The sequence below is a fragment of the Aeromicrobium sp. IC_218 genome (genome assembly GCF_004336805.1).
Lineage (GTDB): Bacteria > Actinomycetota > Actinomycetes > Propionibacteriales > Nocardioidaceae > Aeromicrobium.
This window is the reverse complement of record NZ_SJXM01000005.1, coordinates 78,994-98,787: the sequence shown is the minus strand read 5'-3', so window position 1 is coordinate 98,787 and position 19,794 is coordinate 78,994. Positions and strand designations below refer to the sequence as shown.

21 protein-coding genes are annotated in these 19,794 nt (G+C 73.1%); 11 read left to right on the top strand and 10 right to left on the bottom strand.

The features are described 5' to 3' along the window. Positions 1 to 20 precede the first annotated feature (20 nt). Positions 21 to 1,598 (bottom strand): Na+/H+ antiporter, encoded by a 1,578-nt coding sequence (locus E0W78_RS07805; protein ID WP_131403302.1) that lies wholly within the window; start codon positions 1,596 to 1,598, stop codon positions 21 to 23. A 48-nt stretch (positions 1,599 to 1,646) separates the two neighbouring features. Next, entirely contained in the window at positions 1,647 to 2,267 is a 621-nt protein-coding gene (locus tag E0W78_RS07800) for a TetR family transcriptional regulator (protein ID WP_131403301.1), read from the bottom strand. 91 nt (positions 2,268 to 2,358) lie between these two features. Here E0W78_RS07800 and E0W78_RS07795 point away from each other — a divergent pair, with 91 nt between their 5' ends. Continuing rightward, positions 2,359 to 3,093, top strand: a complete 735-nt coding sequence (locus E0W78_RS07795) for a DUF981 family protein (RefSeq protein ID WP_131403300.1) — start codon at positions 2,359 to 2,361, stop codon at positions 3,091 to 3,093. A gap of 68 nt (positions 3,094 to 3,161) precedes the next feature. Here the strand turns inward: E0W78_RS07795 and E0W78_RS07790 are convergent, their stop codons facing one another. Both E0W78_RS07790 and E0W78_RS07785 read right to left on the bottom strand, forming a co-directional pair. Further along, positions 3,162 to 3,917 carry an SDR family NAD(P)-dependent oxidoreductase gene (locus E0W78_RS07790; RefSeq protein WP_131403299.1) on the bottom strand — a complete coding sequence of 252 codons (756 nt, stop codon included), beginning with the start codon at positions 3,915 to 3,917 and terminating at the stop codon, positions 3,162 to 3,164. Positions 3,918 to 3,936: 19 nt separating this feature from the next. After that, complete coding sequence (locus tag E0W78_RS07785; protein WP_131403298.1) at positions 3,937 to 5,079, bottom strand: acyl-CoA dehydrogenase family protein; 1,143 nt, start codon at positions 5,077 to 5,079, stop codon at positions 3,937 to 3,939. A gap of 95 nt (positions 5,080 to 5,174) precedes the next feature. On the opposite strand from E0W78_RS07785, the gene E0W78_RS07780 reads away from it, so the two are divergent. Then, positions 5,175 to 6,707 (top strand): acyl-CoA synthetase, encoded by a 1,533-nt coding sequence (locus E0W78_RS07780; RefSeq protein ID WP_131403297.1) that lies wholly within the window; start codon positions 5,175 to 5,177, stop codon positions 6,705 to 6,707. A gap of 76 nt (positions 6,708 to 6,783) precedes the next feature. Here E0W78_RS07780 and E0W78_RS07775 read toward each other — a convergent pair whose 3' ends face one another. Continuing rightward, positions 6,784 to 7,533, bottom strand: coding sequence for an SDR family NAD(P)-dependent oxidoreductase (locus E0W78_RS07775; protein WP_131403296.1), 750 nt, complete (start codon positions 7,531 to 7,533; stop codon positions 6,784 to 6,786). A gap of 78 nt (positions 7,534 to 7,611) precedes the next feature. On the opposite strand from E0W78_RS07775, the gene mshA reads away from it, so the two are divergent. From mshA to E0W78_RS07755, 4 genes are read left to right on the top strand one after another with little or no spacing between them, the layout of a single operon-like run. Next, positions 7,612 to 8,862, top strand: coding sequence for a D-inositol-3-phosphate glycosyltransferase (gene mshA, locus E0W78_RS07770; RefSeq protein ID WP_131403295.1), 1,251 nt, complete (start codon positions 7,612 to 7,614; stop codon positions 8,860 to 8,862). Next, positions 8,859 to 9,362 (top strand): YbjN domain-containing protein, encoded by a 504-nt coding sequence (locus E0W78_RS07765; RefSeq protein ID WP_131403294.1) that lies wholly within the window; start codon positions 8,859 to 8,861, stop codon positions 9,360 to 9,362. Before mshA ends, E0W78_RS07765 begins: the two co-directional genes overlap by 4 nt. Before the next feature lie 4 nt (positions 9,363 to 9,366). Beyond that, a complete protein-coding gene (locus tag E0W78_RS07760) occupies positions 9,367 to 10,017 on the top strand; it encodes a DsbA family protein (RefSeq protein WP_131403293.1) in 651 nt (216 codons plus the stop codon). Between the two features lie 47 nt (positions 10,018 to 10,064). After that, positions 10,065 to 10,811 carry a phosphoglyceromutase gene (locus tag E0W78_RS07755; protein ID WP_131403292.1) on the top strand — a complete coding sequence of 249 codons (747 nt, stop codon included), beginning with the start codon at positions 10,065 to 10,067 and terminating at the stop codon, positions 10,809 to 10,811. A gap of 60 nt (positions 10,812 to 10,871) precedes the next feature. On the opposite strand, the gene E0W78_RS07750 is transcribed toward E0W78_RS07755, so the two are convergent. Continuing rightward, positions 10,872 to 11,552, bottom strand: a complete 681-nt coding sequence (locus E0W78_RS07750) for a response regulator transcription factor (RefSeq protein ID WP_131403291.1) — start codon at positions 11,550 to 11,552, stop codon at positions 10,872 to 10,874. After that, the gene (locus tag E0W78_RS07745; RefSeq protein ID WP_131403290.1) at positions 11,549 to 12,694 is read right to left on the bottom strand and encodes an ATP-binding protein; all 1,146 of its coding nucleotides are present in this window, start codon (positions 12,692 to 12,694) and stop codon (positions 11,549 to 11,551) included. Before E0W78_RS07745 ends, E0W78_RS07750 begins: the two co-directional genes overlap by 4 nt. Before the next feature lie 134 nt (positions 12,695 to 12,828). Between E0W78_RS07745 and phoU the strand changes: the two genes are divergently transcribed. Together phoU and E0W78_RS07735 are read left to right on the top strand one after the other, a co-directional pair. Further along, positions 12,829 to 13,470: a phosphate signaling complex protein PhoU gene (gene phoU / locus E0W78_RS07740; protein WP_019144654.1), complete on the top strand. Its 642-nt coding sequence runs from the start codon at positions 12,829 to 12,831 to the stop codon at positions 13,468 to 13,470. A gap of 67 nt (positions 13,471 to 13,537) precedes the next feature. Beyond that, positions 13,538 to 14,068, top strand: a complete 531-nt coding sequence (locus E0W78_RS07735; protein ID WP_131403289.1) for a DUF1990 domain-containing protein — start codon at positions 13,538 to 13,540, stop codon at positions 14,066 to 14,068. 51 nt (positions 14,069 to 14,119) lie between these two features. Here the strand turns inward: E0W78_RS07735 and E0W78_RS07730 are convergent, their stop codons facing one another. Next, on the bottom strand, positions 14,120 to 14,782 hold the full coding sequence (locus E0W78_RS07730; protein WP_131403288.1) for a hypothetical protein: 663 nt from the start codon (positions 14,780 to 14,782) through the stop codon (positions 14,120 to 14,122). Positions 14,783 to 14,937: 155 nt separating this feature from the next. On the opposite strand from E0W78_RS07730, the gene E0W78_RS07725 reads away from it, so the two are divergent. Next, on the top strand, positions 14,938 to 15,438 hold the full coding sequence (locus E0W78_RS07725; protein WP_131403287.1) for a CarD family transcriptional regulator: 501 nt from the start codon (positions 14,938 to 14,940) through the stop codon (positions 15,436 to 15,438). A gap of 50 nt (positions 15,439 to 15,488) precedes the next feature. Here the strand turns inward: E0W78_RS07725 and ispF are convergent, their stop codons facing one another. Continuing rightward, entirely contained in the window at positions 15,489 to 15,962 is a 474-nt protein-coding gene (gene ispF, locus E0W78_RS07720) for a 2-C-methyl-D-erythritol 2,4-cyclodiphosphate synthase (protein ID WP_207392680.1), read from the bottom strand. Positions 15,963 to 15,984: 22 nt separating this feature from the next. Then, positions 15,985 to 17,226: a peptidase C39 family protein gene (locus tag E0W78_RS07715; protein ID WP_131403285.1), complete on the bottom strand. Its 1,242-nt coding sequence runs from the start codon at positions 17,224 to 17,226 to the stop codon at positions 15,985 to 15,987. 189 nt (positions 17,227 to 17,415) lie between these two features. On the opposite strand from E0W78_RS07715, the gene cysS reads away from it, so the two are divergent. Together cysS and rlmB are read left to right on the top strand one after the other, a co-directional pair. After that, a complete protein-coding gene (cysS, locus tag E0W78_RS07710) occupies positions 17,416 to 18,828 on the top strand; it encodes a cysteine--tRNA ligase (RefSeq protein ID WP_131403284.1) in 1,413 nt (470 codons plus the stop codon). Beyond that, positions 18,828 to 19,766: a 23S rRNA (guanosine(2251)-2'-O)-methyltransferase RlmB gene (gene rlmB / locus E0W78_RS07705; RefSeq protein WP_131403283.1), complete on the top strand. Its 939-nt coding sequence runs from the start codon at positions 18,828 to 18,830 to the stop codon at positions 19,764 to 19,766. The genes cysS and rlmB overlap by 1 nt, the downstream gene beginning before the upstream one ends. Positions 19,767 to 19,794: the final 28 nt, after the last annotated feature.

Below are 19,794 nucleotides of genomic sequence, written 5' to 3'. Positions count from 1 at the left end.
CGGTGGGGCCCTCGTGCGTCCTAGCGGTCGAGCAGCACCGTGCGCAGGTCGAGCCGGCGCAGCAGGTGGTCGACGACCTCGGGGTCGGTGCCCACCTCGTTGCGGGCCAGCAGGATCTCGGTGCGGGCGGCGTCCAGTGCGACCTTCTCCACCGCCTGCATCGTGGTGCGCGCCTCGCGCGCGGAGCGGTGCAGCTCGTCGACGTCGTCGGCGGCCGCGTCGAGGATGCGCTCGAGTCCGGACAGGCGGCGGCCGACCGCGCGGCGCTGCTCGGCCGTGAGCGTCGCCGCGGACGCGTGCGAGCGCAGGGTCTCCAGCGCCGCCCTCTGCGCGCGGCGGGCGAGCGCCTTCTCGGCCTTCTGCTCCTCGGCCTCGCCGGTGGGCAGGTCGAGCCAGCGCATGAGCGCGGGCAGGGTGAGGCCGGGCACGACGAGCGTCACGAGCAGCACCGCCGCGGCGCAGACGATGATGAAGTTGCGCTGCTCGAAGGCCGATCCGTCGTCCAGCGTCAGGGGCAGGGCCAGGGCGAGCGCAAGCGTGGCCAGGCCGCGCATGCCGCACCAGGTCAGCACCAGCACCTCCTTGAGCGAGGCCGGCGCCAGCAGCGGCGCACCCTCGCGACGGGCGACGGCGTGCATGCCCAGCATCCACAGCAGCCGGACGACCACGGCGACGACGCAGACCGCGGCGACGCCCGGGACGAACCGGGCGATCTCGCGGCCCTCGTCGGCGATGATGTAGCGCATCTCCATGCCGACCAGGCCGAACGCGACGCCGGTGGTGAGCAGCTCCACGACGTCCCAGAAGGCCCGGCGGGTCAGGCGCTCCTCGGAGTCCTGCGGCCGCGCGCGTCGGCCGATCTCCAGCGCGGTGACCACCACCGCGACGACGCCGGACAGGTGCGCCTCCTCGGCGGCCAGGTAGACCGCGTACGGGGCGACGAGCGTGGCGGCGCTGTGCGCCACCAGGCTGGGCACGGCGGCCGCGACCCAGGCGACGATCGCGGCCACGACGTAGCCGAGCAGCGCCGCGCCGGCCGAGCCCACCACGAACGACAGGGCGAGGTCGCCGGCCGTGAGGCCGCCGCCGGCCACGGTCGCCGACAGGGCGGCCTGGAACAGGACGATCGCCATGGCGTCGTTGAACAGGCCCTCGGTCTGCAGGGTGGTGACGAGCCGACGACGCATCCCGACCTTGCCGGCGACGGCCTCGACCGCGACGGGATCGGGTGGCGACACGAGCGCGCCGAGCATGACCGCCGCGGGCAGGGTCATCGAACCGACCACGAGCATCGTCGTGCCGGCGACGGCCAGGGCGCTGACGACGACGAGCGCGACCGCGAGCAGGATCAGCGTCCGCCAGCGCATCCGGAAGGTCGACCACGAGCTGCGCTGGGCCGCGGCGAACAGCAGGGGCGGCAGGAAGAGCGGGAGGATCAGCTCGGGCTCGACGTGGATCTCCGGGATGCCCGGCACGAACGCCACCAGGGCCGCGAACAGCAGCATGAGGATGGGGTACGGCAGCCGCGCACGCTCGGCGACGCCGACGAGGACGACCGTCCCGACCAGCAGGGCGACGAGCAGGGTCAGGAACTCCACGGGCGCCTCCGCAACTAGTTGACTCGACGCAACGGTACCGAACGGCGCCTAGGCCGGCCCGGGGCGCGAGGCGAGCTCCAGCACGCGGGCGACGCCGCGCCGGGCGAACCCGACCGGGTCCTGCTCGCCGGCCAGGGCGCCGTACAGGAGCCCGGCGTCGATCTGCTGGGCCACGAGCTCGACGTCCTCGGAGTCGGCCACGGTGGCGTGCCCGCTGCGGCGCAGGACGATGCGCAGCGACTCCAGCAGGTGGGGCCGGGACGCGGCCATGACGTCGTGCAGCTCGGGGCTGCGGGTCGCGTCCAGCATGGGCTCGAGCCGCCGCGTCACGACGTCCGGTCCCAGGGCCGGGGCGTAGAAGACCTCGATCATGAGGCCGGCCGTGTCGGCGGGGGAGCGCTCGGCGACCTCGAGGGACTCCGCCGTCGCGCGGGCGCTCGTCGTGCGCACGGTCTCGGCGGCGCGCACGGCGGCGGCGTACAGCGCCCGCTTGCTCGGGAAGTAGTAGCTGGCCGAGCCCTCGGCCACGCCGGCGGCTCGCGCCACGTTGCGGAACGTGATCGCGTCCGGCCCCTCCTCGATGAGCAGGGTGGCCGCCGCGCGGGTCATCGCCTCCTGCTGGGCGGCGCTGCGCGCCTGCTTGGTCCGACGCGCCTGGTGGTCTGCCACGTCGTCATCCTAGGATCCGGGAATAGTCATACACGCGTATGAGTTTTACCGAGCGAGGCCGACGAGGGCCTCCCGTCAACGAGGTGGATCGATGAAGACCGCAGTGGCCCAGGAGGGCCTGAAGATCGACTGGGCGAGCATGCCCACGTACAACACGATCATGGCCGTGGCGGCGGGTGCCGCCCTGATCGGCCTGGTCCTGATGGGCCGGCAGCTGCTGACCGAGCCCGCCGAGGTCAGCGCGGAGGGATGGTCGGTCACGTTCGGCGTGCTCGGCTTCATCCTCACCACGACCGGCCTGCACATGACGCTGACCTGGCCCCTGGCGGCCGGCGGCTTCCCGTTCGACAACATCATCTTCGGCGAGACGAGCCTGGGCCTGGGCACGCTGCTGCTCGGCGTCGCCGTCTACCTGTGGCGCCGTGGCGCGGACGCCCTGCTGACCGCCGACCCGGTCGGGTCGCTGGTCAAGGTGGCCAAGCCGATCTCGATCTTCGTCGGCGGGCTGGGCCTGGCCCTGTTCGCGATCGCCGTCGCCGGCGTGAAGTACCAGCTGTTCGCCGCGCCGGCCGAGGAGCCGATCTCCGGCGAGTTCGCCGAGTGGCCGCTGGTCGAGGCGATCTTCATGTCCGGCCTCATCGCCGTCATCGGCCTGGGCGCGTTCCTGTTCCCGTTCGTCGTCCGCTCGCTCGAGAAGGGCGGCGCGCGCCTCGGCGGCCTGGTCAAGACCGTCGGGCTGGTCTGGCTGGTCGGCGGCGCCGTGCTGCTGCTGTTCGGCGCGATGAACTTCTTCACCCACATCGGCCTGATCGTCAACACCATGTGACGACGTCCGACAGGCACGACGGGCCCGCGTCCACCTGGACGCGGGCCCGTCGTGCGTGCTGGCTCGGGTCAGCGCGGCGCCATGCGCAGGGCGCCGTCCATGCGGACGACCTCGCCGTTGAGGTAGTCGTGCTCGACCAGGAAGGTCGCCAGCTGGGCGTACTCGTCCGGGCGGGCCAGGCGCTGCGGGAAGGGGACGCCCGCGGCGAGGCTCGCGCGGAACTCGTCCGAGACGGTGGCCAGCATGGGCGTCTCGACGATGCCCGGCGCGATCGTGTTGACCCGGATGCCGTGCTGGGCGAGGTCGCGCGCGGCGGGCAGCGTGAGCCCGACGACGCCGCCCTTGGACGACGAGTACGCCGCCTGGCCGACCTGGCCGTCGAACGCGGCGATCGAGGCGGTGTTGACCACGACGCCGCGCTGGCCGTCGGCGAGCGGCTCGGTCTGCGCCATCTGCTCGGCGGCGAGCGTCATGACGGTGAACGTGCCGACGAGGTTGATCTCGACCACCTTGCGGTACAGCGCGAGGTCGTGGCTGCCGCGCTTGCCCAGGATGCGGGCGGACGGCCCGATCCCGGCACAGCTGACCGCCACGCGCAGCGGCGCGGCCTCGGCCGCGGTGGCGACGGCGGCGCGCACGTCGTCCTCGCTCGTCACGTCGGCGGCGAGGTAGGTGACGCCGTCGACCTGCGGGGCGTCCGCGATCGAGCCGGGCAGGTCGAGCGCGAACACGTGCGCGCCCTTCTCGGCGAAGGCGCGGGCGGTGGCGGCGCCGAGGCCCGAGGCCCCGCCCGTGACGATGGCGGCGTTGCCGGTGAGCTGCATGTCTCTCCTGTCGTGGTGCTCAGCGCGCCAGGTGGCGGCTGATGACGAGTCGCTGGATCTGGTTGGTGCCCTCGAAGATCTGCATGACCTTCGTCTCGCGCATGTAGCGCTCGGCGGGGAAGTCCTTGGTGTAGCCCGCTCCGCCGAGCACCTGGACGGCGTCGGTGGTCACCTTCATCGCGTTGTCGGTGGCCACGAGCTTGGCCACGGACGCCTGCCGGCCGTAGGGGCGTCCGGCGTCCTTGAGCCGGGCCGCGTGCAGGTACGTGGCGCGGGCGGACTCGACGGCCGCGGCCATGTCGGCGAGCACGAAGGCCAGGCCCTGGTGGTCGATGATCGCCTTGCCGAACGCCTCGCGCTCCGTGGCGTACCGGACGGCCAGGTCGAGGGCGCCCTGGGCGACGCCCGTGGCGACGGCGGCGATGCCGAGGCGCCCGGCGTCCAGGCCGGCCAGGGCGATGGACAGGCCCTGGCCCTCGTCGCCGACGCGGCGCTCGACCGGCACCCGGACGTCGTCCAGCAGCATCGTGGCCGTCGTGGACGACATGAGGCCCATCTTGTCCTCGGGCACGTCGGCGCTGAGCCCCTCGGCGTCCGCCGGCACGAGGAAGCAGGTGATGCCGCGCCCGCCGTCGTCGGACGTGCGGGCCATGACGGTGTAGAAGTCGGCCTCGCCGCCGTGGGTCGTCCAGGCCTTCGCGCCGTTGAGCACGTAGTCGTCGCCGTCGCGCACCGCGCGGGTGCGCATGGCGGCGGGGTCGGACCCGGCGTGCGCCTCGGACAGGCAGTACGCGCCGAGCTGGTCGCCACCGAGCATGTCGGGCAGCCAGCGCTCCTTCTGCTCCTCGGTGCCGGCGGTGAACAGCGGGAAGCTCGACAGCGCGTGCACGCTCGTGCCGACGCCCACCGCCGCCCACGCGGTGGCGATCTCCTCGACCACCTGCAGGTAGACCTCGTACGGCTGGCCGGCGCCGCCGACCTCCTCGGGGTAGGGCAGCCCGAGCAGCCCGGCGCGGCCGAGCGTCCGGAAGACGTCGCGCGGGAAGGAGTGGCTGCGCTCGGCCTCGTCCACGCGCGGACGCAGCTCCTTGTCGACGATGCTGCGGGTCAGCGCGACGAGGTCGGCGGACTCGGGCGTGGGCATGAGCCGGTCGGCGGGCATGCGGGCTCCTCTCGGCGGACGGGCGGCGCGGCGGGCGTCGCCGGGCGGGGCCGCGGAGGCCCCGCAGTGATACTAGGACGTCCTAGCATGCGTCCATGACCGATCCTCGCTCCAGCACCGTCGACGGCCTCGTGCGACGCAGCGCCCGCCGCACTCCCGACCGCACCGCGCTGAACTTCCAGGACCGCCGCTGGACGTACGCCGAGCTGGACGCCGCGGTCAGCCGCACCGCACGGCTCCTGCTCGACCTCGGGCTCGAGCGCGGCGACCGCGTCGCGGCGTACGGCAAGAACTCCGACGCCTACCTGCTGGGCTTCCTCGGCTGCGCCCGCGCCGGCCTCGTGCACGTCCCGGTGAACTTCGCGCTGACCGGCGAGGAGCTGGCCTACCTGGTCGAGCAGTCCGGGGCGCGGGCGGTGCTGCTCGACCCGGTGCTGCGCCCGACCCTCGAGGGCGCCGGTCTCACGCTCGACCACACGCTCGCGCTGCGCGACGAGGACGGCTCGCTGCTCGAGCGGGTGAGCGCCGGCGAGGTGCCCGAGCTGGACGTCGAGGTGGCCGACACCGACCTGGTGCAGCTGCTCTACACGTCGGGCACCACGTCCAAGCCCAAGGGCGCGATGATGACCCACCGCGCGCTGGTGCACGAGTACCTGTCGTGCATCACCGCGTTGGACTTCGCGCCGGGCGACACCCCGCTGCACGCCATGCCGCTGTACCACTCGGCCGGCATGCACGTGTTCCTCGTGCCGTACCTGGCCATCGGCGCGACCAACCACCTGGTCGAGGCGCCCGTGGTGCCCGAGGTCCTCGCCCTGGTCGAGGAGCGCGGCATCGGCTCGCTGTTCCTCGCGCCGACGGTGTGGGTGCCGCTGGCCAACCACGCCGACTTCGCCACGCGCGACCTGTCCAGCCTGCGCAAGGCGTACTACGGCGCGTCGATCATGCCGACGCCCGTGCTGAAGCGCCTGCAGGACGCCCTGCCCGGCCTGGGGTTCTACAACTGCTTCGGCCAGTCCGAGATCGGTCCGCTGGCCACCGTGCTGCGTCCCGAGGAGCACGCCGACCGGCCCGACGCGGCCGGACGTCCGGTGCTGTTCGTCGAGACGCGGGTCGTGGACGCCGACGGGAACGACGTCCCGCCGGGCACGGCGGGCGAGGTCGTCTACCGCTCGCCGCAGCTGTGCACCGGCTACTGGGACAAGCCGGACGAGACGGCCGAGGCGTTCGCCGGCGGCTGGTTCCACTCCGGCGACCTGGTCGTGCAGGACGAGCAGGGCTTCCTGACCGTCGTCGACCGGATCAAGGACGTCATCAACACCGGCGGCGTGCTCGTGGCCTCGCGCGAGGTCGAGGACGTGCTCTACACGCACCCGGCCGTCGCCGAGGTCGCCGTCATCGGCACGCCGGACGAGCGCTGGATCGAGGCGGTCACCGCGGTCGTCGTCACCAAGGCCGACGTCACCGAGGCCGAGCTCGTCGCGCACGCCAAGCAGCACCTGGCCGGCTACAAGATCCCCAAGCGCGTCCACCTGGTGCCCGAGCTGCCCCGCAACCAGTCGGGCAAGCTGCTCAAGCGCGTCCTCCGCGACGAGCTCACCGAGCGTCCGCGCCGCCGCGAAGTGTGACGCTCCGGACGCCCGATCGCGCGCGACCCCGTCCGAGGCGACACACTTCGCGGCGGACGCCGGGCTCGGGTGAGCCTCAGTCGAGGGAGGTGCGGTGCACCTTGTGCTGGGCGGCCTGGGCGACCGGCTTGATGACGAGCTTGTCGACGTCGACGTGCGCGGGCAGCGACGCCACCCAGCGGATCGCCTCGGCGACGTCCTCGGCGACCAGCGGCTCGGCGACGCCCTCGTAGACCTTGCCGGCCGCGGCCGCGTCGCCCCCGAAGCGGTTGAGCGCGAACTCGTCGGTGCGCACCATGCCCGGGGCGATCTCGGTGACCCGCACCGGCAGCCCGTTCAGCTCCAGGCGCAGCGTCTCGGTCATGACCTTCACGGCGTGCTTGGCCGCGGTGTACCCGCCGCCGCCCTCGTAGGCGGTGAAGCCGGCGGTCGACCCGACGTTCACCAGCAGTCCGGCGCCGGACGCGACGAGGGCGTCGACGAGCGCCTGGGTCACCTGCAGCGTGCCGATGACGTTGCTCTCGTACATGTCGCGCCAGTCCTGGGCGCTCGCCGTGGCGACCGGGTCGAGACCGACCGCGCCACCGGCGTTGTTGACCAGGACGTCCAGCCGCGGCCCGACCTGCTCGGCCAGCGCGGCGACCGACGCCGGGTCGGTGACGTCGCAGACGACGGCGGTGCCGCCGATCTCGGCGGCGAGGGCCTCGACGCGCTCCTGGCGGCGCGCGGCGCAGTAGACGTGGAAGCCGTCGCCGGCGAGGGCGCGGGCGGTCGCGGCGCCGATGCCGCTGCTGGCTCCGGTGACGACGGCGGTGCGGGTGCTCATGCGCTCATGCTCCCAGACGCCCTCGCCGTGCCGAGGTGGGACGCGGTGGGATGATGGGAGGCCGAAGGCGAGGTGCTGATGATCCGACGGGTCGCGATGCTCTCGGCGCACACCTCCCCGCTGGAGCAGCCGGGGGACGGGGACGCCGGCGGCATGAACGTGTACGTGCTCGAGCTGTCGCGGCGGCTCGCCGCGCGCGGCGTGGAGGTCGACATCTTCACGCGCGCCACGTCGTCCAGCCAGCCCGAGGTCCACGACGCCTTCGACGGCGTGCGGGTCCATCACGTGGCGGCCGGCCCGTTCGAGGGCCTGACCAAGAACGACCTGCCCGCCCAGATGTGCTCGTTCGTCCGCGACGTCCTGCGGGCCGAGGTCGAGAACGGCCCGGGCACCTTCGACGTCGTGCACTCGCACTACTGGCTGTCCGGCCAGGTCGGCACGGTCGCGGCGGAGCGCTGGTCGGTGCCGCTCGTGCACACGATGCACACGATGGCCAAGGTCAAGAACGCCCGCCTGGCCGAGGGCGACACCCCCGAGCCCATCGGACGCGTGCGGGGCGAGGAGGAGATCGTCCGGCTCGCCGACCGGCTCGTGGCCAACACCGAGGAGGAGGCGGCCGAGCTCGTGGGCCTGTACGAGGCCGACCCCGCGCAGGTCGTCGTCGTGCACCCCGGCGTCGACCTCGACGTCTTCCGTGCCGACCGCCGCGACACGGCCCGGGCCTCGCTCGGGCTCGCGGACGACGCCGTGGTGCTGCTGTTCGCCGGACGCATCCAGCCGCTCAAGGCGCCGGACGTCCTGCTGCGCGCCGTCGCGGTGCTGCTGGAGCGCGACCCGTCGCTGCGCGAGCGGCTGGTCGTCCCGGTGGTCGGGGGAGCGTCCGGCTCGGGGCTGGAGGCGCCCGACGCGCTGGCCGACCTGGCCCGCGAGCTCGGCCTCGACGACGTCGTGTGGTTCGAGCCGCCGGTGCGCCAGGACGTGCTCGCCGACTGGTACGCCGCCGCCAGCGCGGTCTGCGTCCCGTCCTACAACGAGTCCTTCGGCCTGGTGGCGCTCGAGGCGCAGGCCTGCGGCACGCCGGTCGTGGCCGCCCGGGTGGGTGGACTGCCCACCGCGGTCGCCGACGAGGTGAGCGGCCTGCTGGTCGACGGGCACGAGCCGGCCGACTGGGCCGACGCGCTCGAGCGGCTCGTCGCCGACCCCGGCCTGGCCGACGCCATGGGCCGCAAGGCGGTCGAGCACGCGTCGTCCTTCGGGTGGGAGGCGACCGTGGACCGTACGCTCGAGGTGTACGAGGCGGCGCGGGCCGCCCAGGAAGGACGTCGATGACCCAGCAGCACGCGGCCGAGGTGGTCCGCGAGGCCCTGGAGCGCTCGGGGCTGGAGCACACCGAGCACCGCCCCGGCGTCTTCGAGGTCGACCTGCCCGGCGAGCGCAAGCTCAAGACCACCGCGCGCCTGGAGGTGGGCCGGCACTCGCTGGCCATCCACGCGTTCGTCGCGCGCCGTCCCGACGAGAACCACGAGGCGGTCTACCGCTGGCTGCTGGAGCGCAACCTCAAGCTCTACGGCGTCGCCTTCGCGCTCGACGCCGCCGGCGACGTCTACCTCGACGGACGGGTCTCGCTGGACTCGGTGACGCCCGACGAGGTCGACCGCCTGCTCGGCTCGGTGCTCACGTACGCCGACGAGTCGTTCAACCCGATCCTGGAGCTGGGCTTCGAGAGCTCGATCCGCAAGGAGTGGGAGTGGCGGCTGTCGCGCGGGGAGTCCACCAAGAACCTGGCGGCGTTCGAGCGCTTCCGTCCCGACGCCCCGAGCGAGGCGTGATCGCGTGAGGGCCCGCCTGTTCGTCGACGTCACCGATCCCTGGTCCTACGTCGGCACCACCCGCTTCGAGCGCGCCGCCGCCACCTTCACCATCGTGCGCGGCGAGCCGGTCGACATGGCGCTGCGCGCCTTCCAGGTCGACCCGGACGCCACGAGCTCGGGACGGCCGCTCCGCGAGGCGCTGGCCGGACGCCACGGCGAGCACGAGGCCGACGAGATGCTCGCCCAGGTGAGCGCCGCGGCGCGCATCAGCGGCATCGACCTGAACTTCCACGACGCCGTCGAGGCGAGCTCCTTCGACGCCTGGCGCCTGCTCACCTGGGCCGGCGACGTGGGCGCGGCCGAGCAGCGCGACCTGGCCCACCAGCTGTGGCGCGCCCACCTGCTCGAGGGCGCCGACGTCTCCGACCCGTTCGTCCTCGCCACCCGGGCGGCCCTCGTCGGGCTCGACCTGGAGACCGCCGAGGCGCTGCTGGCCAGCGACGAGTACGCCGACCAGGTGCGTCTGCAGGTCGAGGCGGGCCGCGCGGTCAACGTGACGCAGCTGCCCACCGTGGTCATCGAGGACCGCTGGACGCTCGCCGGGGTCCACAGCCAGGACGACTACGTCCAGGCGCTGGACGCGGTCTACCGCGAGTGGCGCGGCGAGGCCTAGCCGCTCGCTCGTGCGCCGCCGCGGTCGGCGCTCGATAGGCTCTGGGCATGACCATGAACCTCGTCCTGCTGCGGCACGGCCACAGCGAGTGGAACGCGCTGAACCTGTTCACCGGCTGGGTGGACGTCGACCTCAACGAGCAGGGCGTCGCCGAGGCCCAGCGGGCGCCGGGCCTGCTGCGCGACGCCGGCCTGCTGCCCGACGTCTCGCACACGTCGCTGCTGCGCCGCGCGATCCGCACCTCGCAGATCGTGCTGGACGGCGTCGACCGCCACTGGGTGCCGGTCCGCCGCTCGTGGCGGCTCAACGAGCGCCACTACGGCGCGCTGCAGGGCAAGGACAAGAAGGCCACGCTCGAGGAGTTCGGCGAGGAGCAGTTCATGCTCTGGCGCCGCTCGTACGACACCCCGCCGCCGGCGCTGGCCGACGACAGCGAGTTCAGCCAGGCCGCCGACCCGCGCTACGCCGGGCTGCCCGACGAGCTGCTGCCGCGCACCGAGTGCCTCAAGGACGTCCTGGAGCGCATGCTGCCGTACTGGTACGACTCGATCGTCCCGGACCTGCTGGAGCAGAAGACCGTCCTGGTCACCGCCCACGGCAACTCGCTGCGCGCGCTGGTCAAGCACCTGGACGGCATGAGTGAGGAGTCGGTCACCGGGCTGAACATCCCGACCGGCATCCCGCTGCACTACGAGCTGGACGACGACTTCAAGCCGGTCAAGGCCGGCGGCACCTACCTGGACCCCGACGCGGCCCAGGCGGCCATCGCCGCGGTCGCCAACCAGGGTCGCTGAGGACCCGCTCCCTGAGCCTGTCGAAGGAATCCTCTCGACCGGCTCGGGGAGCGGATCGGGTCAGGACTCGTACTTGTAGCCCAGGCCGCGCACGGTCACGAGCGTCCGCGGAACCGCGGGCTCGGGCTCGATCTTGGCCCGCAGGCGCTTCACGTGGACGTCCAGCGTCTTGGTGTCGCCGACGTAGTCCGAGCCCCACACGCGGTCGATCAGCTGGCCGCGGGTGAGCACGCGGCCGGGGTTGCGCAGGAAGTACTCGAGCAGCTCGAACTCCTTGAGCGGCAGGCGCACCTCGTCGCCGTCGACGGTCACCAGGTGCCGCTCGACGTCCATGCGGACGCGGCCGGCCTCGAGCGCGGCGTCGTCCTCGACCGGGTCGACCACGCCCCGGCGCAGCACCGCGCGGATGCGGGCGACGAGCTCGCGCGGGCTGTACGGCTTGGTGACGTAGTCGTCGGCGCCCAGCTCGAGCCCGACCACCTTGTCGACCTCGGTGTCCTTCGCGCTGACCATGATGATCGGCACGTGCGACGTCTGGCGGATCTGCCGGCACACCTCCGTGCCGGACAGGCCCGGCAGCATCAGGTCGAGCAGGACGATGTCCGCCCCGCCGCGCTCGAACTCGGTCAGCGCGTCGGGGCCGGTCTCGGCGATCGCCACCTCGAAGCCCTCCTTGCGCAGGACGTACGACAGCGCCTCGCTGTAGCTCGCCTCGTCCTCGACCACCAGGACACGGGTCATGCGTGCTCCTCCTCGTTGTCCGGCACGTGCGCCGGGAGGACGAGGGTGAACGACGACCCCTCGTCCGGCTTGCTCCACACCTCGACGGACCCGCCGTTGCTGGCCGCGACGTGCTTGACGATGGACAGTCCCAGGCCGGTGCCGCCCGTCGAGCGGTGCCGGGCCGGGTCGACGCGGTAGAACCGCTCGAAGATGCGGTCGAGCTCGCCCTCGGGGATCCCGATGCCGCGGTCGGTGACGGTGATGCGCACGTCGTCGCCGTAGGCCTCGGCGGTGACCGAGACGCGGGTGCCGGGCTCGGAGTAGGTGACGGCGTTCTCGACCAGGTTGCTGACGGCGGCGTGGACCTGGCTGCGGTCGCCGCGCAGGAACAGCCCCGGCTCGCAGGCACGGACCAGCTCGATGCCCTTCGCCTCGGCGTCGGTCTGGCTGTGCTCGCACGCCTCGGCGACCAGGTCGCCCACGGCCACGACGTCGGGCGTGTCGTTGAGGACGTCCGCCTGGAGCCGCGACAGGTCGATGATCTGTTGCACCAGGCGGGTGAGCCGGCGGCCCTCGTCCTGCATGCGTCCGGCGAAGCGGACGACGGCCTCGGGGTCGTCCTTGGCCTCGCCGACGGCCTCGGCCAGCAGCGAGATCGCGCCGATCGGCGTCTTGAGCTCGTGGCTGACGTTGGCCACGAAGTCGCGCCGGATCGTCTCGACCCGGTGCTCGTGGGTGCGGTCCTGCACGAGGACGAGCACGACCTGACGGGTCAGCGGAGCCACGCGGGCGTGGACGTGGACGGGCGCGCGGCCGCGGCGGTGCAGGGTCGTCTCGCCCTCGCGGACCTGGCCGTCGCGGCGCACCTGGCGCACGAGCTGCAGCAGGGCCTCGGACGTCAGCTCGTCCTCGCGCACGAGGCCGAGCGCGTAGGCGGGCGCGGACGCTTGGAGGACGACGTCGGCGTCGTCGAGCAGGACGGCCGAGGACGACAGGACGCTCAGGACGGCCTCGGCGCCGGGCGGGACGGGGCTGACCGGGGTCGGTCCGGAGGGGACCTCCTGCAGGCGGCGCTCGCTGAGACGCCAGACGTAGGTGATGACGGCACCGACCAGCGCTCCCAGGAACGCGGTGATGACCAGCTCGGTGCTCAGCTCCACGGCACCGATGGTACGCACGCCGGACACGCGCCCGACGCCCGCGAGGGGGCTCTGACCTGGGACGTTCCGGGCCTGTTCACGCCCCGTTCACGGCAGGTCGCCGCCCGTTCACCGGCGCTGCCTAGCCTGCTCGCATGCGTGACCAGTACTACGAGCAGCTCGACACCCTCGTCGACGAGCTCGTCTCCCTGACCAACGACGTGCGGCGCACCGTCGCCGACGCCACCTCCGCCCTGCTGGGCGCCGACACGGGCCTGGCCGAGCGGGTGATCGCCGGCGACAAGCACATCGACACCGAGACCGAGTCGATCGAGGAGCGCGCGCTGCTGCTCCTGGCCACGCAGCAGCCGGTCGCCACCGACCTGCGCCAGCTCGTGGCCACCCTGCGCATGGTCACCGACCTGCAGCGCATGGGTGCCCTCTCGGTGCACGTCGCGAAGGTCGCGCGCCGCCGCGCCCCCGACGTCGCGGTGCCCGAGAAGCTGCGCCCCACCATCATGTCGATGGCCTCGGTCGCCGACCAGATGGTCGATGCCGCCGCGCGCATCGTCGCCGACCGTGACGTCGAGGCCGCCGGCCGGCTCGAGGCCGAGGACGACGAGATGGACCGGCTGCGCAAGCACATGTTCCGCGTGCTGCTGGACGACTCGTGGGAGCACGGCGTCGAGCCGGCCATCGACCTGGCCCTGCTCGGCCGGTACTACGAGCGCATCGGCGACCACGCCGTCTCGATGGCCCGCCGCGTCGTCTACCTGGTCACCGGCGAGCTCACCTGAGCCTCGTCCCACCACGACGGCCCCCGCTGCACGTGCTGCGGGGGCCGTCGTGCGTCACGATGCGGGCATGATCCGGCTGCGTCCCGACCTGCGTGCCGCGCTCGAGCGCGCCCGTTCGCTGGAGCCGCTGAACGAGGGATGGTCGCTGACGGACCCGCCGCCCGGCGCGGACGTCCTCGACCGCTGGGTCGACGTGCCGTCCGGCGCCGACCTCGACGAGGCCGCTCGGGCCCTGCGCGACTGGGGCGTGCACCGCGGGGCCGGTCTGCGCGTGGCGGCCGACGGGCCCGCGACCCTGGGGTCGGACGTGGTGCTCGGCATCGGGCTGGGCCCGCTGTGGGCGCTCGCGCCCTGCCGGGTCGTGGACGTCTCGGGCCACGGGTTCACCTATGCCGCGCTGCCCGGCCACCCCGAGGCGGGCCTCGAGCGTTTTGAGTACGTGCGGGACGAGCACGGCACCCGGTTCCACCTGCGGGCGGTCAGCCGGCCCGCGTGGCGCACGACCCGGCTGGTGCCAGTCGCCGCCCTGCGGGTGCAGGCCGTCGTCACGACCCGGTACCTGCGCGCTGGTGCCGCCCTGGCCGCCGCGACGCTCTAGACGACGAGGCCCCGGCACCCTCAGGGGTGCCGGAGCCTCGTGCGGCTGGGGTCACTCGGGACGCGCGGTGGTCTCCTCGGAGTCCGCGTCGTCGGCGTTGCCAGTGGCGTCCTGGTCGACGCTGGTGCGGCCCTCGGTCGACTGGATGATCGACTCGTAGACGTCCTGCTCGCCGCGGGCGACGATCGGGGTGTCGACGACGACCGTCGAGCCGTCGGCGAACGAGAAGGTCAGCTCGACGTAGCGGCCGGCGTCGATGGGGGAGACGGCGAAGAGCGTGCGGGCATCGACGCCGAGCCGGACGAGTCCGCCCTGCGGGACGCGGACGCGCGACGGGCCCGTGACCTCGACCTGCTCGCCGTCGACCGACGCGGCGGTGATGCCGGTCAGGACGGCGTCGTCGTCACCGTTGTTGACCAGCGAGACGGCGACGACGCCGATGTCGGCGGCCTCCGGCTCGGGCGCCTCGGTCTCCTGCTCCTCGCCCTCGGCCTCGGAGACCTCGACCTGCTCCACCGGCTCCAGCGGGCCCTCGTCGGCCACGACCAGCGTGTGCAGCGCCTCGACGTCGCCCTCGCGGTTGTCGGCGCCGACGGCGGCCTGGTACTGCTGGTTCACGGCCGTGTCGAAACCGGTGCCGCAGGCCGTCAGGCCCAGCGCGGCGACGAGGGTCAGGGAGGCGGCCGCGGTGCGGCGGGTGCGGACGGAGCTCACGTGGTTCCTGCTTCCGGACGAGGGACGACAGCACCGCGATCCTACCGAAGGGCGGCCGGGGGCACCGATCAGGTCCTGTGTCCCCCGTCTCACCAGTCGGAAGGGCCGTCGGTCGGCGATGGTAGGATGGGCCGTCAGAGAGAGGTGCTCATTACATGACCTTCCGAGTCGGCGAGACCGTTGTGTACCCCAACCACGGCGCGGCCCTGATCGAAGACATCGAGACGCGCGTCATCAAGGGCCAGGAGCGCGAGTACCTCGTGCTCCGGATCCAGTCCCAGAACGACCTCATCGTGCGAGTGCCGGCCGACAACGTCGACCTCGTCGGCGTTCGTGACGTGGTCGACGAGCAGGGCCTGGAGCGCGTGTTCAACGTGCTGCGCGCCGAGCACGTCGAGGAGCCCACGAACTGGTCGCGACGCTACAAGGCCAACGTCGAGAAGCTGCACAGCGGCGACGTGCTCAAGGTGGCGGAGGTCGTGCGCGACCTGTGGCGCCGTGACCACGAGCGCGGGCTGTCGGCCGGCGAGAAGCGCATGCTCAGCAAGGCACGCCAGATCCTGGTGTCCGAGCTCGCGCTGGCCGAGCAGACCAACGAGGACAAGGCGGAGATCCGCCTGGACGAGGTGCTCGCGTCGGCCACGCCGGCTGCCTGACCCTCGCACGTACGAAGGGCCGCTCCCGCCGGGAGCGGCCCTTCGTGCGTCTAGCGGCCGATCAGCAGCGCCGAGGCGATGGCGGCCACGCCCTCGCCGCGCCCGGTGAGCCCGAGCCCGTCGGTGGTGGTGCCGCTGACGGTCACCGGCGCCCCGACCGCCTCGGACAGCACGCGCTGGGCCTCGTCGCGCCGGCTGCCGACCCGCGGGCGGTTGCCGATCACCTGCACGGTGGCGTTCGCGACTTCGAAGCCGGCCTCGCGCACCAGGCGCGCGGCCTCGGTCAGGAAGGTCGTGCCGGAGGCGCCGGCGAAGCGCGGGTCGGCGGTGCCGAACCGCGAGCCGATGTCGCCCAGACCGGCCGCCGACAGCAGCGCGTCCACGAGGGCGTGCGCGGCGCAGTCGCCGTCGCTGTGCCCCTCGAGCCCGAGCGGCTCGTCCTCCCACAGCAGTCCGGCCACCCACAGCGGGCGGTCGGGGACGAGGCGGTGGACGTCGGTGCCGAGGCCGGTGCGGGGGATCACGGCACGATCATGCCGCACCCGCTCACCAGCGGGCGGTGTCCTTCGGCAGCGCCTTGTTCGTCGGGCGCACGACGTAGGTGATGCCGCCCGAGCCGCGCAGCCACGCCCGCTCGAACTGGGCCCGCTGGTAGACCCGGCGCACCTGCTGGGCAGTGCTCGACGAGCCGGCCGGATCGTTGGCGATGACGCGTCCGTCGCGGGTGAACCCGCGGATCACCATGAGGTGGCCGGCGGTCGACGAGATCGGGGCGCCGGTCAGGCCGCCCTTGCCGAACGCCACCGAGACGACGACCGGGATGCCGGCCTGGACGAACCGCTCGGCGTCGCGCAGGTCGTACAGCCGGGTGACGAAGGCGTCCAGCCCGAACAGGCCGGCGTAGGCGGTGTTGAACGGCCAGTTGCCGGTGCCGCCGTAGCGGCGGTCGATCGTGTAGCGGGCCGCGTGGTCGACGAAGCCCTCCTTCTCGCCGGTCCAGGAGTAGGCGGCGGGGGAGGGGCCGCGGCCCCAGTAGCGCAGCACCATCGAGACGGACGTCGGCGAGCACCAGGCCTCGCCGCCGGCGCCGTAGCGTCCGCCGTGGTGGCCGCGGTGGATCATCTGCGAGGCGTACGGGACGGCCAGCTCGATCGTGCGGGTCATGGTCGTGGCCGACGTCGAGCGGCTGCGGGTCGTGTAGCCCGCGGCCGCGCCGCTGACCGAGGTGACCGACGGCGTGGCGCTGCTACCGGCCTTGCGCATCAGCATCACGCGCACCTGCCACTGGCGGAAGCGGTGGCTGCCGCGGGCGAGGACGGTGTCGGTGCTGACCTGCGCGAGGTCGTCGGCCTGGGCGGACAGCGAGGTGCGGCGCAGGACGTCCGTGCCGCTGGCCCAGTCGGCGACGGTGTCCCACGAGCCGACCTTGCGGCCGTCGCGGACGCGCACCTGGACGCGCAGCCACGTGCCCTTGGGCGTGGTGGCGTTCCAGGACGGGACGAGCGAGCGGCCGGCGAAGCCCGTGGACGTCCACGGGGACGTCCAGCTGCCGTAGCGGTAGCGGGTGCCCGAGCGGGTCAGCGTCTTCTTCGGCGAGCGCAGGGTGACGGTGCCGCCGGCGACGCGGACGCCGCTCAGGCTGCCCTTGCGCAGCTCGGCGGAGGACGAGAACTGGGTGAACCGCGCCTTCTGGGCGTCGGCGGCCTGTGCGGGCGGCGCCACGAGGGTGGCGGCGAGCAGGCCGAGGGCCGGGACGAGGGCGGACGCGAGACGCCGGGGAAGAGGCATGCGCGCAGGATAGGTCACGAAGATGGCCGGCGGGACCGCTTCGCCGCCTGCACGGCGTCGCCGCTGCGTGATGGTCGGCCGCCCTCTCCGCGCCCGATACCCTTGGCTGGTGAACGAGCGGAGCGAGCGAACCATCAGCACGGTCGCGGGCGAGCGTCCGTACCGTGCTCTTCCCACGGAGGCACGCCCGTGACGCTGCACCTCTACGACACCGCGACCAGGTCCCTGACCGAGCTCGTCCCGGTCACCCCCGGGCACGTGGGGATCTACCACTGCGGCCTCACCGTGCAGGGCCCGCCGCACATCGGCCACATCCGCAAGGAGGTCGTCTTCGACGTCCTGCGCCGCTGGCTCGTGCGCGCCGGCTACGAGGTGACCATCGTCGCGAACGTCACCGACGTCGACGACAAGATCCTGGCCAAGGGCGAGGAGCAGGGCCGCCCCTGGTTCGCCGTGGCCTACGAGAACGAGCGCCGGCTGCACGAGGCGTACGCCGTGCTGGGCTGCGAGCCGCCGACCTACGAGCCGCGCGCCACGGGCCACGTGCCCGAGATGGTCGAGATGATCGCCGAGCTGATCGAGCGCGGCCACGCCTACCCGGCCACCGACGACTCCGGCGACGTCTACTTCGACGTCCGCTCCTGGCCGGCCTACGGCGAGCTCAGCAACCAGCGACTCGACGACATGCAGGCCGCCGAGGACGCCCCGCCGGCCGGCAAGCGCGACCCGCGCGACTTCGCGCTGTGGAAGGGGCACAAGCCGGGCGAGCCCGAGACCGCGTCGTGGCCGACCCCGTGGGGCCGCGGACGTCCGGGCTGGCACCTGGAGTGCTCGGCCATGGCGGCCAAGTACCTGGGCCACGAGTTCGACATCCACGGCGGCGGCCTGGACCTGCGCTTCCCGCACCACGAGAACGAGCTGGCCCAGTCGCGCGCGGCCGGGCAGAAGTTCGCGCGCGTCTGGATGCACAACGCGATGCTCAACCTCGGCGGCTCGAAGATGGCCAAGAGCGTGGGCAACACGATGATGGTCAGCGAGGTCGTCAAGCGCGTGCGCGCGGTCGAGCTGCGCTACTACCTCGTGGCCGCGCACTACCGCTCGATCATCGAGTACAGCGAGGACGCGCTGCTGGAGGCCGCGACCGCCTACCAGCGCCTCGAGGGCTTCGTGCAGCGCGCGACGGAGGTGACCGGCGGCGTCGAGCCCGGCGACGTCACCGCCGCGTTCGCCACCGCGATGGACGACGACCTGGCCGTCCCGGCCGCGCTCGCCGCGATCCAGGCGTCGGTCGCCGACGGGCAGAAGCTGCTCGCCGACGGCGACTCGCCCGCGCTCCGCGAGACGCTCGCGAGCGTCCGCGCCATGCTGGACGTGCTGGGCGTCGACCCGCTGTCGCCGCAGTGGGCGTCCGGCGGGGCGTCCGCCGCCTACGAGCAGGCGCTCGACGTGCTCGTGAAGGCGCTGCTCGAGCAGCGCACCCAGGCCCGGTCCGCCAAGGACTGGGCGACCGCCGACCTCGTCCGTGACCAGCTCGCCGCCGCCGGCGTCGAGGTGGAGGACACCCCGCAAGGACCGCGATGGTCCGTGAAGGAGAACCGCTGATGGCCGGCAACAGCCAGCGCCGCGGAGCGATCCGCAAGGGCAGCAAGAAGACCGCAGGATCGGGCGGTCGCGTCCGCCAGGGCCTCGAGGGCAAGGGTCCGACGCCGCGCGCCGAGGACCGCCCGAACCACAAGGCGTACAAGATGGCCCGCGCCGCCGACAAGCGCGAGCAGGCCAAGCCGAAGAAGCGTCGCGTGAACGACGCGGAGTGGGTCGCCGGCCGCAACTCCGTGGTCGAGCTGCTGCGCGCCACCGTCCCGGTGGCCGGCCTGTACGTGGCCGAGGGCACCGACCGCGACGAGCGCATGCGCGAGATCTTCAGCCTCGCCTCCGAGCAGCACGTCTCGCTCATGGAGATCGGCCGGGTCGAGATGGACCGGCTGACCGGTGGCGCCGTGCACCAGGGCATCGCGGCCAAGATCAACGCCTACGAGTACGCCGACCCCGACGACCTGGTCGACCAGGCGACCGAGGCCGGCGAGGTGCCGCTCATCGTCGTCCTCGACGGCATCACCGACCCGCGCAACCTCGGCGCGATCGTCCGCTCGGCGTCCGGATTCGGCGCGCACGGCGTGGTCATCCCCGAGCGTCGCTCGGCGCAGATGACGGCCTCGGCCTGGAAGACGTCCGCGGGTGCGGCCGTCCGCGTGCCGGTGGCGAAGGCGACCAACCTGACCCGCCAGCTGAAGAGCTTCCAGGAGGCCGGCTGCATGGTCATCGGCCTGGCCGCCGACGGCGACGTCGAGCTGCCCGAGTGCGACCTGCTCGACGGCCCGCTGGTCGTCGTCATCGGCAGCGAGGGCAAGGGCCTGTCGCGCCTCGTGGCCGAGACCTGCGACCAGATCGTGTCGATCCCCATGAGCTCGGCCCTGGAGTCGCTCAACGCCGGTGTCGCCGCGGGCGTCGCGCTCTACGGCGTCGCCCAGGCCCGCCGCTAGTCCTCAGTCCGCCGCGCGGCTCCGCCGC

Bases quoted from the DNA above. Each gene is read 5' to 3' on its own strand.
- E0W78_RS07795 (WP_131403300.1), top strand. From the start codon at position 2,359: ATGAAGACCGCAGTGGCCCAGGAGGGCCTGAAGATCGACTGGGCGAGC.
- E0W78_RS07790 (WP_131403299.1), bottom strand. From the start codon at position 3,917: ATGCAGCTCACCGGCAACGCCGCCATCGTCACGGGCGGGGCCTCGGGC.
- E0W78_RS07785 (WP_131403298.1), bottom strand. From the start codon at position 5,079: ATGCCCGCCGACCGGCTCATGCCCACGCCCGAGTCCGCCGACCTCGTC.
- E0W78_RS07780 (WP_131403297.1), top strand. From the start codon at position 5,175: ATGACCGATCCTCGCTCCAGCACCGTCGACGGCCTCGTGCGACGCAGC.
- E0W78_RS07775 (WP_131403296.1), bottom strand. From the start codon at position 7,533: ATGAGCACCCGCACCGCCGTCGTCACCGGAGCCAGCAGCGGCATCGGC.
- mshA (WP_131403295.1), top strand. From the start codon at position 7,612: ATGATCCGACGGGTCGCGATGCTCTCGGCGCACACCTCCCCGCTGGAG.
- E0W78_RS07765 (WP_131403294.1), top strand. From the start codon at position 8,859: ATGACCCAGCAGCACGCGGCCGAGGTGGTCCGCGAGGCCCTGGAGCGC.
- E0W78_RS07755 (WP_131403292.1), top strand. From the start codon at position 10,065: ATGACCATGAACCTCGTCCTGCTGCGGCACGGCCACAGCGAGTGGAAC.
- E0W78_RS07750 (WP_131403291.1), bottom strand. From the start codon at position 11,552: ATGACCCGTGTCCTGGTGGTCGAGGACGAGGCGAGCTACAGCGAGGCG.
- phoU (WP_019144654.1), top strand. From the start codon at position 12,829: ATGCGTGACCAGTACTACGAGCAGCTCGACACCCTCGTCGACGAGCTC.
- E0W78_RS07735 (WP_131403289.1), top strand. From the start codon at position 13,538: ATGATCCGGCTGCGTCCCGACCTGCGTGCCGCGCTCGAGCGCGCCCGT.
- E0W78_RS07725 (WP_131403287.1), top strand. From the start codon at position 14,938: ATGACCTTCCGAGTCGGCGAGACCGTTGTGTACCCCAACCACGGCGCG.
- E0W78_RS07715 (WP_131403285.1), bottom strand. From the start codon at position 17,226: ATGCCTCTTCCCCGGCGTCTCGCGTCCGCCCTCGTCCCGGCCCTCGGC.
- rlmB (WP_131403283.1), top strand. From the start codon at position 18,828: ATGGCCGGCAACAGCCAGCGCCGCGGAGCGATCCGCAAGGGCAGCAAG.